Genomic DNA, 13133 nt, shown 5'->3' with positions numbered 1-13133 from the left:
CGGCGCCACCCGGACGCATCACCGCAGCAACCGCGCCAGTCGGCGCAGAGATCGGAGGCACCGATGTCCCTGGGCACGGGCATGGGTCCCGCATGGCGGCACATGCGCACCGACCGCAGCGCGGCGAGCCAGAAGCTCGCCCGTGACACGGTCCGGCGGGTGGGCGCCTTCGCGCGCCCGCACGGCCGCCTCATCACGGTGTTCCTCGCGATCACCGTGGCCGACGCCGGCCTGGTGGCCGTCACCCCGCTGCTGGTCAAGCGGCTGGTGGACCAGGGGATCAGCCAGGGCGACAGCCGGCTCGTGACGTTGCTGGCCCTGGCGATCGCCGGGGTAGCGGTCGTCAGCGCCACGATGGCCGTCGCCTCCGGCTACCTCTCCTCCCGGATCGGCGAGAGCCTGATCTACGACCTGCGCACCACCGTCTTCGCGCACGTGCAGCGGATGTCGCTGGCGTTCTTCACCCGGACCCAGACCGGCGCCCTGGTGTCGCGGCTGAACAACGACGTGATCGGTGCCCAGCGCGCCTTCACCTCGACGCTGTCCAGCACCGTCTCCAACACCGTGAGCGTCATCGTGGTCGGCGTGGTGATGATCGCGCTGAGCTGGCAGGTCACGCTGCTGTGCCTGCTGCTGTTCCCGGTGCTGCTGCTCGCCTCGCGCTGGGTGGGCAGCAGACTGGCCGGCCTGACCCGCGAGCAGATGGAGGGCAACGCGGTCATGGGCAACAGCATGACCGAGCGGTTCAACGTCGGGGGAGCGCTCCTGCTCAAGCTCTTCGGCCGCCGTGACGAGGAGGACGAGCTGTTCGCGCGACGCGCCGGTGTGGTGCGCGACCTCGGCATCCGGATCTCGCTGATCACCCGGATCTTCGGCGCCAGCCTGCTGCTGGTGCCCGCCCTGGCCACCGCGCTGGTCTACGGCGTCGGCGGCCACCTGGTCATCGACGGGGTGCTGACGGTCGGCACGCTGCTCGCCCTGGCCACGCTGCTGCTGCGGCTGCTCGGGCCGTTGCAGGGCCTCTCCAACGTGCGCATCGACATCATGACGGCGCTGGTCAGCTTCGAGCGGGTCTTCGAGGTGCTCGACCTCCCGTCGATGGTGCAGGAGCGCCCCGACGCCGTACCCCTCCCGCCGACGGCCGGACGCGTGGAGTTCGACCACGTGGCCTTCCGCTACCCGCGGGCCGACGAGGTGTCGCTGGCCAGCCTGGAGTCCGTGGCTCGCGCCGAGTCGCGCGACACCGGCGAGGTGCTGCGCGACATCTCCTTCGTCGCCGAGCCCGGCCAGATGGTGGCCCTCGTGGGGCCCTCCGGGGCCGGCAAGACCACGATCACCCACCTGGTCGCCCGGCTGTACGACGTGACCGGGGGAGCGGTCCGGGTCGGCGGTCACGATGTGCGGGAGGTGACGCTGCAGTCCCTGGAGGACGCCGTCGGCTACGTCACCCAGGACGCCCACATGTTCCACGAGACGATCCGCGAGAACCTCCGCTACGCCCGGCCGGGCGCCGACGACGACGAGATCTGGACGGCGCTCGAAGCCGCGCAGATCGGCACCCTGATCGCGTCGCTGCCCGACGGTCTCGACACCGTGGTCGGCGACCGCGGCTACCGGCTCTCCGGCGGTGAGCGGCAGCGGCTGGCGATCGCCCGGCTGCTGCTGAAGGCGCCGGCCATCGTGGTGCTCGACGAGGCCACGGCCCACCTGGACTCCGAGTCCGAGGCGGCGGTGCAGCGGGCGCTCGACCGTGCGCTGGTCGGCCGGACGTCGCTGGTGATCGCACACCGGCTCTCGACGATCCGCAACGCCGACCTGATCCTGGTCATCGACGACGGCCGGGTCGTGCAGTCCGGCACCCACACGGCGCTGCTGGCCGAGGGCGGCCTCTACGCCGACCTCTACGACACCCAGTTCACCCGGTCCGCCTGAGCGCGGTCGCCGCCCCAGGGATCCCGTCCCGTCCCACGACGGCCGCAAGACCTGCGGCGTCCGGCAAATCACCCGAACTGTTTTTACCGTTTTGCTTGACCGCGTCCCTTTGTTGAACTTAGGTGAGGAGGCTCCTCCCGACCCCGAGATCCGCGGGGTCGGGACGCGCATGTCGGGCCGGTCTCGGCCCGGCAGTCGAGAGTCCCAGCCAGCCAAGGGGAGTTCCACTTGTCGATCCCATCCCACGGCCGACGTGCGCGCAGACGCGCACTGGCCCTCATCTCCGCCGGCGCGGTCGTCGCCGGTGCACTCGGTGCGGTTCCCGCCGCCACCGCGGCCGGTGACAGCACCGCGCCGCAGACCACCCAGGTCAAGCCCGGCCGGTCCTACCAGGCCGGCCGCTACATCGTGGTCCTGCAGGACGCCCCGGCGGCCGCCTACGCCGGCGGTGTCGCCGGCTACAAGGCCACCACGCCCGCACCGGGCAAGCAGCTCGACTCCAACGCCCCCGCCGTGCGCGAGTACACCGGCCGGCTGCGGGCCCAGCAGGTCAAGGCAGCGCGCACCGTCGGCGCCAAGGTCGACCGCAGCTACACCCTCGCGGTCAACGGCTTCACCGCCGACCTCACCGGCGACCAGGCCGCCGAGCTCGCGATGAACAAGAGCGTCCTGACGATCGAGCGCGACGTCGCCAGCCACCTCGACACCTGGAACACCCCGAACTTCCTCGGGCTCAGCGGGAAGGACGGCGCCTGGAAGGAGCAGGCCCACGGCCGCGGCAACGCCGGCCAGGGCACCGTCGTGGGCGTCATCGACTCCGGCATCTGGCCCGAGGCGAAGTCGTTCCGCGGGGCCGCCCTCACCAGCGAGCCCAAGGGCAAGTGGGGCATCAGCCGCGTGCGCGAGTCCGTCCGGATGGACAAGGCCGACGGCGGCGTCTTCACCGGCGCCTGCGAGCTCGAGCACGACGGCATCGTCGCTGACGGCTGGTCCGCCGACGACTGCAACACCAAGCTGATCGGCGCGCGGTTCTACCCCGACGCCTACATCGACAACATGGCCGGCCAGGACATGCCGGGCACCGAGTTCCTCTCCGCCCGGGACGGCGACGGCCACGGATCGCACACCGCGAGCACCGCTGCCGGCAACCCCGTCAAGGACGCGACCGTCGAGGACGTCAACTTCGGCGAGATCAGCGGCATGGCGCCCGGCGCCCGCATCGCCGCCTACAAGGTCTGCTTCGACGACGGCAACGAGGACACCGGGGACTGCTTCAACTCCGCCATCCTGGCCGCGATCGACGACGCCGTGAACGACGGCGTGGACGTCATCAACTTCTCCATCTCCGGCGCTCTCGACTCGGTGCTCGACAGCACCGAGCTGGCGTTCGAGGGTGCGGCCGAGGCCGGCGTGTTCGTCGCGGCCTCCGCCGGCAACTCCGGCCCGAAGGCTTCGACGGTCGCCCACAACAGCCCCTGGCTGACCACCGTGGCCGCCTCGACGCACACCAACTTCGAGAACACCGTGGTCCTCGGCAACGGCACCAAGATCAAGGGTGCCTCCATCACCAAGACCGCGCTGCCGCAGACCCCGCTGGTGGAGTCCTCGGCCGTCGCCGCGGCCGGTGCCGAACCCGGTGACGCGGCACTGTGCCTCCCCGAGACGCTCGACCCCGCCAAGGTCAAGGGCAAGATCGTGCTCTGCACCCGTGGGGTCAACCCCCGGGTGGAGAAGAGCGCGGTCGTCAAGGAGGCCGGCGGCGTCGGCATGATCCTCGCCAACATCAAGGCCAACAGCCTGGACACCGACTTCCACGCGGTGCCGACGGTGCACATCAACGACCTCGACGGCGTGGTCTTCGACTACATCAAGTCGCAGGGTGCGGCGGCCACCGCGGCCTTCGAGCTCGGTGACACCACCGGCGGTCCGGTGACCCCGCTCCCGCAGATCGCGGGCTTCTCCTCGCGCGGTCCGGCGCTCGCCAACGATTCCAACCTGCTCAAGCCCGACATCACCGCTCCCGGTGTGAGCGTCCTGGCCGCCGTCGCCCCGCCCTCGGGCGAGGGGCGCAACTTCGACCTCTACTCCGGCACGTCGATGTCCTCCCCGCACATCGCCGGTCTGGCCGCCTTCATGATGGGCGTGCACCCGGAGTGGACGCCGATGCAGGTCAAGTCCGCGATGATGACCACGGCCAAGAGCCTCAAGAACGCGAAGGGCGGCACCGACCGCGACGTGTTCGGCCAGGGCGCCGGCCAGGTCACCCCGCAGAAGATGTTCGACCCGGGCCTGTTCGTCACCTCGAACTCGACCCAGTGGTGGCGCTTCATCGAGGACCGGGCCCGCAAGGAGCTCGGTTTCAGCCTCGGCCTCACCCCGCTCGACGCCAAGGACCTGAACGTCCCGTCTATGGCCGACAGCAAGGTGGTCGGCAGCACGACGTTCACGCGCAAGTTCAAGGCCACCGAGTCCGGCACCTGGAAGGTCTCGGTCAAGGTCCCCGGCTTCTCCGCCACGGCACCGGCCACCCTCCAGGTCCGCAAGGGTCTCAGCAAGAACCTGACTATCAAGCTGACCCGGACCACGGGCTCGTTCGACCAGTGGTCGATGGGCTACCTCACCCTGAACGGACCCAGCCGCGTGCGGCTTCCCATCGCCGTCAAGCCGGTCGCCGTCGCGGCCCCGGCAGAGGTCTCCGGCGAGGGCACGAGCGGTTCGGTGGACGTGCCGGTGACCGTGGGCGGAGCCCCGGTCAAGACCAGCACCTCCGGCCTGGCGCTCGCCCAGTCGAAGACGGGCACCGCCACGGACATCAAGAGTGACGCGAGCGACATCGTCACGACCTGCATCACCGTGCCGGCCGACACCGAGGTGGCGCGCTTCGCGCTCGACGCCGTGGACGACAACGCCGACATGGACCTGTGGATCTACGAGGGCTGCACGACCCCGGGTGACTGGTACAACGACTACTACACGGCGTCGGCCACCGGCTCCGCGGACGAGTCGGTCACCCTGGACGCTCCGGCGGCCGGCGACTACCTCGTCGCGGTCGACCCGTACTCCGCGGGTGACACCCCGTCGCTCGACTGGCGGCTGGACTCCTACACCGTCGGCGCGACCGACACGTTGGGAGCCCTGACGGTGGACCCGAGCACCCTGACGCCCACCACGACGTCGTACAAGCTGTCGTGGAGCGGACTCGTGGAGGACGACGCCCGGTACCTCGGGATCGTCAAGTACGAGAACTCCGAGGACCGGACGTTCCTCACGGTGACGACGCCTGCCGCGTCGCCTGCCCCGTGACCGGTCTCGTCACCGCAGTCAGCAGCGCCCACAACTGAACACGCAGCACCTGATCGCGGGTGCGGCTCCCTCTCCGGAGGGGGCCGCACCCGCGGTGCGTCTGCGGTGCGGTCAGCGACCCGAGCGCCCTGACTCCGGGCTGGTCTCGAGCTGCGGGGCGGGGGCGCCCGCGGGCGCGGCGCCGGGTCCGGGGCGGCGCAGCTTGCGGCGCTCGTCGAAGGCCAGGTAGCCGAAGCCGAAGACGGCCAGCGCCCCGAAGAACCACCACTGCAGGCCGTAGAAGAAGTGCGGCCCGTTGCTCAGGTCGGGCAGGTCGGTGGTGGTCAGCGGCCGCGCACCGACGGGGGACTGCTTCTGCAGGTCGACGAAGCCGCCGTAGGTCTCGGCGTCGAGAGCATCACCGATGGCCTCGCTGGAGATCGCCCGCGTGGACTGGTCCGTGACCTCGGTGGAGTCGCCGGTCGCGTCGGCGCGCACCCAGCCGACCACGGTCACCGGGCCGGAGGGCACCGGCGGCGCCTGCACGTCGGCGGTGCCTGCGTTGTCGGTGGCCATCCAGCCGCGGTCGACCAGCAGCAAGGCGTCGGAGCCCTGCACCTGCAGCGGGGTGACGACGTCCACCCCGGAGGCGCCGTCACGCGTCTGGTACCTCAGCACGATCGACTTGCTCTCGACGTACTCCCCGGTCGCGCGAACCCGACGCCACTCGTCCGCGTGCGCCACGGGTCGGCCGGGTGCGAGCACGTCGTCGACCGGCGCCGGCGGAAGCGTGAGGTTGCGCTCGGTGCGGGCGTTGTCCTGCTTGCGGTCCGCGAGGCGGTGGAACTGCCACTCGCCGAGCCACCAGCACCCGTAGGCGAGCACGGCGACGGTGACCGCGAAGAGCAGCCAGCGCCGGCTGAACAGGAATCCCACGGCTTCGACAGTAACGGGCGCACGAGCAGCGGCGACAACACAGGTCAGTGACGCGTGACACGGGCCACGCGAGACTAGGTCCTGGCACCTAGACTGGAACAATGAGTGCATCTGGGCTGGTCGACCGCTACGGCCGCACGGCGACAGACCTTCGGGTCTCCCTGACGGACCGGTGCAACCTGCGGTGCACCTACTGCATGCCGCCCGAGGGCCTCGACTGGATGCCGACCGACGAGGTGCTCACCGACGACGAGGTGGTCCGGCTGATCCGGATCGCGGTCAGCGAGCTGGGCGTCGACGAGGTCCGGTTCACCGGCGGCGAGCCGCTGGTACGCCGCGGCATCGTCGACATCATCCGACGCACCGCGGAGCTGGAGCCGCGGCCGGAGACCTCGATCACCACCAACGCGCTCGGCCTGGAGCGGATGGCGCCGGCCCTCGCGGCCGCCGGGCTCGACCGGGTCAACGTCAGCCTCGACACGGTGCGCCGTGAGGACTTCGCCACGATCACGCGCCGCGACCGGCTGCACGACGTGGTCGCCGGGCTCGAGGCCGCGGCCGCCGCCGGGCTGGGCCCGGTGAAGGTCAACGCGGTCCTCCTCCGCGGGGTCAACGACGCGCACGCGCCCGAGCTGCTCCGCTGGTGCCTCGAGCACGGCTACCACCTGCGCTTCATCGAGCAGATGCCGCTCGACGCCCAGCACGGGTGGAGCCGCGAGAAGATGGTCACCGCCGACGAGATCCTCGCCTCGCTCGAGGCCGAGTTCACCCTGGAGCCGGCCGAGGAGCCCCGGGGGAGCGCCCCCGCCGAGCTGTTCACCGTCGACGGCGGCCCCGCCACCGTGGGCGTCATCGCCTCGGTGACCCGGCCGTTCTGCGGTGACTGCGACCGGGTGCGGCTCACCGCCGACGGGCAGGTTCGCAACTGCCTGTTCGCCCGGGAGGAGTCCGACCTGCGCACCGCCTTGCGCAGCGGCGCCAGCGACACCGAGATCGCCGACCGCTGGCGGGTGGCCATGCTCACCAAGCGTCCCGGCCACGGCATCGACGACGTGAGCTTCCTGCAGCCGACCCGGCCGATGTCGGCGATCGGCGGCTGACTCCGCGGGCCCTGTCCGGCGAGGCGCGTTGAGTTGAGAGGTGCGCAGACCGGACACTAGGCGCATGCGCCTGTATGCCGCCATCGTGCCTCCGGAGGACATCCGCGCCGAGGTGGCCTCGGTCGTCGACGCGGTGGCCCCGAACACCGCCGAGCTCGACCGCGTGGTGGCGGAGGACCTGCTGATCCCCGTCACCCACTTCGGCAACGTCACCCAGCGTGACTTCGCGCAGATGCTGCAGCTGCTCAACGCCGACGCCGAGAGCTGGTCCCAGCCGGAGCTGCGTTTCTCCGGCAGCGCGGCGCTGGAGTTCGAGGGCGACCGGTCGGTGTGGGTGCGCGCCGACGGCGACCTCGACGGCCTGTTCACGATCGGTCGCGGCGTCCCGGTCTCGGTCAAGCGGCTCGGCTTCCTGGTGGACCGCCGCCGGTTCCGCCCCTGGCTGTCGGTCGGCACGATCACCGACGCCACCACGGCGCCGTACCTCGAGCGGCTGACGGCGGCCCTGGACGACTACAAGAGCCGGTCCTGGACGCTGCAGAGCCTCACGATCGTGCGACGCGTGCCCGGTGAGAGTCCGTCTCAGGTGGTCGACGAGGTCATCGAGGAAGTCCCGCTCGGCGGGCGCTGACCGACGGCCTCCGCCGCGACCCGGGTCCGGTTCTCGCGCAGCGCCTCGACCACGGCGTCCAGGGCCATCGGGCGGTACATGAGGTAGCCCTGGGCGTACGGCGCGTGCACGTGCTCGCGCAGGTGCTCGAGCTGCTCGGGCCGCTCGATGCCCTCCACGACCACGTCGAGCCCGAGCGCCTGGCCCATCATCGTGATGGAGCACAGCAGCGCACAGGCGCGCTCGTCGCGGTCGATGCCGTCGGAGAACGACCCGTCGGCCTTGATGATCCGCACCGGCATGTCCTGCAGGTAGCCGATGGAGGAGAACCCGACCCCGAAGTCGTCGATGGCCAGTGCCACGCCCAGGTCGGCGATGCTGGTCATGACCTCCGTGGAGACCGCGTCGTCGCCGACCATGTCGCGCTCGGTGATCTCCAGCACCAGCGACGCGCCGGCCATCCGTGCCTGGGTCTCCTCGACCTTCTGCACGAAGTCGGGCTCGCGCAGCTGCTTGGCGGAGATGTTCACCGCGATGTTCAAGTCGCCACCGCTGGCAGCGACCAGCTCGGCGCAGTCGCGGGCGGCGATGTCGAGGACCACGTCGCCCAGCGCGACCACCAGGCCGCTCTCCTCGGCCACCTTGATGAAGACGTCCGGGGAGACGTCGACGCCGTTGGAGCGCCACCGCGCCAGCGCCTCCACCCCGGTGATGCGACCGCTGAGCGCATGCACCACCGGCTGGTAGACCAGCCGCAGGTCACCGGCTCCCACCGAGGCGCGCAACGACTCCACCAGCTCCAGCCGCTGCAGCCGGGTCTGGCCGAGCGCGCCCTCGTAGACCACGAACTGGTTCTTGCCGCGGGACTTGGCTTCGTACATGGCGAGGTCCGCGTTGCGCAGCATGCTCTCGGAGGTGTCCCGGCGCTCGCCGAAGGCGACCCCGATGCTGGCGCTGAGCGTGAGCGTGTGGCCGGCGACGTGGGCGCCGGAGGAGAGCGCGGCGAGGATCCGGTGGCAGGCGCTGTCGACCTCGGCCGCGCGCACGTCCTCGAGCAGGATCGCGAACTCGTCGCCGCCCAGCCGGGCGACGGTGTCGGACTGCCGCACGCAGGTGGTCAGCCGCTCCGCGAAGTCGATGAGGACGGCGTCGCCGGCGGCGTGGCCGAAGCGGTCGTTGACCTGCTTGAAGCCGTCGAGGTCGACGAAGAGCAGCGCGATCTGGGTGCCCCGGCGGCGGGAGAGCTGCAGCGCGTGCTCGACCCGGTCCAGCACCAGCCCCCGGTTGGGCAGGTTGGTGAGCAGGTCGTGACGGGCCAGGTGCGTCATGTCGTCGGTCAGCCGCAGCCGCGCGAAGGCGTCGGAGGAGACCGCCACGAGTGCCTCGAGCGCCTGCTGGTCGGCGGCCTGCGTCGACCGGGCCCGGTGCCGCGCCGGCGCCACCAGCCACCGGTCCCGCAGCCCGTCCTGGAGCGGAGCGCCGATCTCGTGGGCTGCGGGCGGCAGCTGCCGCACCTCGACCTGGGCCATCCGCAGCAGTCGCTCGGAGTCGTCGATGAGCGCGTCGAGCACCTGACGGTTGTCCGACAGCGTCTGGGCGCGGACCGCGGCGTCGAAGAGCACCGCGAGCCGGCGGGAGTTCTCGTTGCCGCGGGTCACCGAGCGGGTGGCGATGAGCAGCGTCACCAGCGGCACGCCGAGCAGCACCAGCGTCCACCACGGTGTCTCCGCCGCGACGATCGCCCCGAGGTAGCCCAGCGAGTCGAACGGCACGAAGCAGGCCACCGCGATGAGCGTGTTGCGCTGTCGGAGGTGCTCGGCGATCGGGCTGCTCTCCTCCAGGGAGAGCGAGATCGCGGAGACCACGAAGTCCACGAAGAAGTACGTCGTCGCGGCCAGCGTGATCGCCAGCAGCTCGCGCAGGCTGCCCCGCTCGGGCGCCAGCATCGCGACCATCAGCGCGGCGGAGGCGCCCCCCAGGGTGCCGACACCGTAGTTGAAGACGCGGACCATCCGGCGCTTGCCGTTGGTGAGCTGGAAGCCGAGCACGCCCAGCGACCACAGCAGCAGCGACTCCTGCGGGGGCAGGCTGCACAGCAGGAACATCAGCACGCACGAGTCGAACCCGACCTCGAGCCCGCCGTTGCCCTTGTCGAGCACCAGCGGGAACCGGGCGATCGTCATGATCAGCGGCACCGCGAGCAGCGCCAGTCCGTGCCCGAGCAGGTCGGGCCGGCCCATGGTGAAGACCGCGAACAGGACCGAGAAGACGCCGGCGGCGAGCACGCCGAGGTCGAAGACCCGGCTGACCAGCGGGGTCCTCTCGTCGGGGACGGGCAGCGCGGGCTGCGGCGATTCGACCATGTTCTGTCCAGTGTGGGGTATCCGGACGGGGCTGATGGCCGTTTTGTGCTAGCTCGTCCGGCCCGCGGTCGGCGGCTGCACGGGACGCACGTCGCGCAGGAACGAGCGGGCCTTCAGGAACGCGGCGAGGTGCTCACGGTGCTCGGAGCAGGCCAGCCACTCCTTGCGGCGCTCCGGGGTGTGCAGCTTGGGGTTGTTCCAGGCCAGGATCCACTCGGCGGGTGCGCGGCAGTCCTTGGCCGAGCAGGTGAGCGGTGCGCTGGTCATGGGGGCGGCTCGATTCGTGCTCGGGGCGGCGCGCCGCCGTACGGGCGGGGCTCGGGGAGACGAAAAGCGGTGCCGGACGGCCACGGGGGAAGCCGTCCGGCACCGCCGGGCGCGAGCCCAGACGGGGGAGGCTGGACTCGCGCTGAGCGATTCTTGCACGCGGCCAGGGGTGGAACCAACAAGCAAGCCGTGACACGCACCGTTGTGCAGATGTGTCTGGACCAGTCTCCCGTCCGCGGTCTCGCGGGGTTCAGGAGGCCGGCGGACCCTCGAGGCCACGGCGGTCCGTGGCACCCAGGAAGGGCTCCGGGCCGCCGCCGGGGTCGGGGGAGGCGCCTGCGTTGGCGATCACCACGGCGATGGAGGGCAGCACGAAGGAGGCGACCAGGAACACCCACATCACCCAGTGGCCCATGAAGACGACCGCCAGCACGAAGCACAACGTCCGGAGCCCCATCGAGATCAGGTACCGCCGCTGGCGGGTGCCGATGTCGTCGCTGTGGCTGCGGGTGGCGCTCGTGATCCGGACAGCGTCGTCCGTCTGCCTGCGCACCATGACCTCCAGACTACGTCGCGGTCGGTCACCACCCCAGGGGTCGACCGCCGTCGTCCCGGGGCGCTGCAGATGCGCCGACTCGGCAGTGGGGGCGGGCCGGGGTCGTCCGGGGGCGCTGCAGATGCGCCGACTCGGCAGTGCGGGGCGGGCCGGGGTCGCCCGGGGCGCTGCAGATGCGCCGACTCGGCACCGTCCTCGAGGGCCATGGGCGGGCGGCGGCGGCAGCACTAGAGTCGTGGCCCCACTGTCCGCGCCCCGCGGCCGACCCCAGGAGCTGCGCCATGACGAACCGCACCTACCGCGTCACCGAGATCGTCGGCACCTCGCCCGACGGCATCGACCAGGCCATCCGCAACGGCATCGAGCGTGCCTCCCAGACGCTGCGCCACCTCGACTGGTTCGAGGTCACCCAGGTCCGCGGGCAGGTCAAGGACAACGCCGTCGAGCACTTCCAGGTGGGCCTGAAGCTCGGCTTCCGGCTCGAGGACGACTGACCCCGCGATTCCGCCTACCCGTGGGTAGCCGATAGCGTCGCGGGCGTGAGCAGATCGGTACTCGTCACCGGAGGAAACCGCGGGATCGGCCGCGCCATCGCCGAGGCGTTCGTCGCCTCCGGCGACCAGGTCGCGATCACCTACCGGTCGGGGGAGCCCCCGGCCGGCGTCCTGGCGGTGAAGTGCGACGTCACCGACCCGGCTGCCGTCGAGGCGGCCTTCGCCGAGGTCGAGGCGGCGCACGGCCCGGTCGAGGTGCTGGTGGCCAACGCCGGCATCACCGCCGACACCCTGGTGCTCCGGATGAGCGACGACGACTGGTCGCGGGTCATCGACACCAACCTGACCGGCTCGTTCCGGGTGGCCAAGCGGGCCGCCAAGGGCATGCTGCGGCTGCGCCGCGGTCGGATCGTGCTGATCTCCTCCGTGGTCGGGCTGCTCGGCTCGGCAGGACAGGTCAACTACGCGGCGAGCAAGGCCGGCCTGGTCGGGATGGCCCGGTCCCTGGCCCGCGAGCTCGGCAGCCGCGGCATCACCACCAACGTGGTGGCTCCCGGCTTCGTCGAGACCGAGATGACCGCGGTCCTGCCGGAGGAGAAGAAGGCGGAGTACAAGGCGCAGATCCCGCTGCAGCGCTACGCCACCCCCGAGGAGGTCGCCGCCACCGTGCACTGGCTCGCCTCGGAGGGCGCGGCCTACGTCACCGGCGCGGTGATCCCGGTCGACGGCGGCCTCGGCATGGGTCACTAGCCACCCCCGCACCACAGCAGGTCGTCCAGCACGCAGCACCACAGACGGGAGCACCACCGACATGGGCATTCTCGAGGGCAAACGGATCCTGGTCGCCGGGGTCACGATGGACAGCTCGATCGGCTTCGCGGTCGCCCGGGTGGCCCAGGAGCAGGGCGCCACCGTGCTGGTGTCGAACTTCGGCCGGGCCCTGGGCATCACCAAGCGGATCGTCAACCGGCTCCCGCAGCCCGCCCCGGTCATCGAGCTCGACGTGACCGACCCCGAGCACCTCGAGCGGCTCCCCGGGCTGGTGCGCGAGCACGTGGACGGGCTCGACGGCGTCGTGCACTCCATCGCCTACGGCAACCCCGAGACGCTGCTCGGCGGCAAGTTCCTCGAGGGCCCGTGGGAGGACGTCGCGCAGGCGGTGCAGGTCTCGGCGTACTCCCTGAAGTCGCTGGCCACCGCCTGCCTCCCGCTGATGGGCGGCGGCGGCTCGGTGGTCGGGATGACCTTCGACGCGACGGTGGCCTGGCCGGCGTACGACTGGATGGGCGTGGCGAAGGCCGGGCTGGAGTCGTGCTCGCGCTACCTCGCCCGCGACCTCGGGCCGCAGGGCGTGCGCTGCAACCTGGTCTCCGCCGGACCGCTCAAGACGCTGGCCGCCAAGGCGATCCCCGGCTTCGAGGAGCTCGAGTCGATGTGGAGCGACCGCTCGCCCCTGGGCTGGGACGAGAAGGACTCCGTGCCCACCGCGCGTGCGGTCGTGGCGCTGCTCTCGGACTTCTTCCCCGCCACCACCGGCGAGATCGTGCACGTCGACGGCGGCTACCACGCGATGGGAGCCTGAGGCTCCCGCCG

Annotated in this window: 11 protein-coding genes; 7 read left to right on the top strand and 4 right to left on the bottom strand. The window is 71.3% G+C overall.

The window, feature by feature from the left end; all coding sequences use genetic code 11:
• The first annotated feature begins 63 nt into the window (after positions 1–63).
• Together H9L09_RS21050 and H9L09_RS21045 are read left to right on the top strand one after the other, a co-directional pair.
• Positions 64–1932 (top strand): ABC transporter ATP-binding protein, encoded by a 1869-nt coding sequence (locus H9L09_RS21050; protein WP_187578721.1) that lies wholly within the window; start codon positions 64–66, stop codon positions 1930–1932.
• Positions 1933–2160: 228 nt separating this feature from the next.
• Positions 2161–5235, top strand: a complete 3075-nt coding sequence (locus tag H9L09_RS21045) for a S8 family serine peptidase (protein ID WP_187578720.1) — start codon at positions 2161–2163, stop codon at positions 5233–5235.
• Positions 5236–5346: 111 nt separating this feature from the next.
• Here H9L09_RS21045 and H9L09_RS21040 read toward each other — a convergent pair whose 3' ends face one another.
• On the bottom strand, positions 5347–6150 hold the full coding sequence (locus H9L09_RS21040; protein ID WP_246456153.1) for an SURF1 family cytochrome oxidase biogenesis protein: 804 nt from the start codon (positions 6148–6150) through the stop codon (positions 5347–5349).
• Positions 6151–6251: 101 nt separating this feature from the next.
• Between H9L09_RS21040 and moaA the strand changes: the two genes are divergently transcribed.
• Both moaA and H9L09_RS21030 read left to right on the top strand, forming a co-directional pair.
• Positions 6252–7250, top strand: a complete 999-nt coding sequence (gene moaA, locus H9L09_RS21035; protein WP_187578718.1) for a GTP 3',8-cyclase MoaA — start codon at positions 6252–6254, stop codon at positions 7248–7250.
• Positions 7251–7314: 64 nt separating this feature from the next.
• Positions 7315–7881, top strand: coding sequence for a 2'-5' RNA ligase family protein (locus H9L09_RS21030; RefSeq protein WP_187578717.1), 567 nt, complete (start codon positions 7315–7317; stop codon positions 7879–7881).
• On the opposite strand, the gene H9L09_RS21025 is transcribed toward H9L09_RS21030, so the two are convergent.
• The 3 genes from H9L09_RS21025 to H9L09_RS21015 all read right to left on the bottom strand — a co-directional run bounded on the left by H9L09_RS21025 (position 7833) and on the right by H9L09_RS21015 (position 11046).
• Positions 7833–10223: a putative bifunctional diguanylate cyclase/phosphodiesterase gene (locus tag H9L09_RS21025; RefSeq protein ID WP_187578716.1), complete on the bottom strand. Its 2391-nt coding sequence runs from the start codon at positions 10221–10223 to the stop codon at positions 7833–7835. The genes H9L09_RS21030 and H9L09_RS21025 overlap by 49 nt on opposite strands.
• A 48-nt stretch (positions 10224–10271) precedes the next feature.
• A complete protein-coding gene (locus tag H9L09_RS21020) occupies positions 10272–10490 on the bottom strand; it encodes a hypothetical protein (protein ID WP_187578715.1) in 219 nt (72 codons plus the stop codon).
• A gap of 250 nt (positions 10491–10740) precedes the next feature.
• Positions 10741–11046 (bottom strand): DUF3099 domain-containing protein, encoded by a 306-nt coding sequence (locus tag H9L09_RS21015; RefSeq protein WP_187578714.1) that lies wholly within the window; start codon positions 11044–11046, stop codon positions 10741–10743.
• Between the two features lie 281 nt (positions 11047–11327).
• Between H9L09_RS21015 and H9L09_RS21010 the strand changes: the two genes are divergently transcribed.
• The 3 genes from H9L09_RS21010 (at position 11328) to fabI (ending at position 13122) form a co-directional block, all read left to right on the top strand.
• Positions 11328–11540 (top strand): dodecin, encoded by a 213-nt coding sequence (locus tag H9L09_RS21010; RefSeq protein WP_187578713.1) that lies wholly within the window; start codon positions 11328–11330, stop codon positions 11538–11540.
• Between the two features lie 45 nt (positions 11541–11585).
• Positions 11586–12290 (top strand): 3-oxoacyl-[acyl-carrier-protein] reductase, encoded by a 705-nt coding sequence (gene fabG, locus H9L09_RS21005; RefSeq protein ID WP_187578712.1) that lies wholly within the window; start codon positions 11586–11588, stop codon positions 12288–12290.
• A 61-nt stretch (positions 12291–12351) separates the two neighbouring features.
• Positions 12352–13122 carry an enoyl-ACP reductase FabI gene (gene fabI / locus H9L09_RS21000; RefSeq protein ID WP_187578711.1) on the top strand — a complete coding sequence of 257 codons (771 nt, stop codon included), beginning with the start codon at positions 12352–12354 and terminating at the stop codon, positions 13120–13122.
• The last annotated feature ends 11 nt before the right edge of the window (positions 13123–13133 follow it).

Origin of the sequence: Nocardioides mesophilus (assembly GCF_014395785.1) — a bacterium.
GTDB lineage: Bacteria > Actinomycetota > Actinomycetes > Propionibacteriales > Nocardioidaceae > Nocardioides_B > Nocardioides_B mesophilus.
The sequence above is the reverse complement of the archived record's forward strand: the minus strand, read 5'-3'. Positions and strand labels throughout refer to the sequence as shown.

Coding starts and splice junctions, on each gene's coding strand:
- H9L09_RS21050 (WP_187578721.1), top strand. CDS start 64: ATGTCCCTGGGCACGGGCATGGGTCCCGCATGGCGGCACATGCGCACC.
- H9L09_RS21030 (WP_187578717.1), top strand. CDS start 7,315: ATGCGCCTGTATGCCGCCATCGTGCCTCCGGAGGACATCCGCGCCGAG.
- H9L09_RS21010 (WP_187578713.1), top strand. CDS start 11,328: ATGACGAACCGCACCTACCGCGTCACCGAGATCGTCGGCACCTCGCCC.
- H9L09_RS21020 (WP_187578715.1), bottom strand. CDS start 10,490: ATGACCAGCGCACCGCTCACCTGCTCGGCCAAGGACTGCCGCGCACCC.
- fabI (WP_187578711.1), top strand. CDS start 12,352: ATGGGCATTCTCGAGGGCAAACGGATCCTGGTCGCCGGGGTCACGATG.
- H9L09_RS21025 (WP_187578716.1), bottom strand. CDS start 10,223: ATGGTCGAATCGCCGCAGCCCGCGCTGCCCGTCCCCGACGAGAGGACC.
- H9L09_RS21015 (WP_187578714.1), bottom strand. CDS start 11,046: ATGGTGCGCAGGCAGACGGACGACGCTGTCCGGATCACGAGCGCCACC.
- moaA (WP_187578718.1), top strand. CDS start 6,252: ATGAGTGCATCTGGGCTGGTCGACCGCTACGGCCGCACGGCGACAGAC.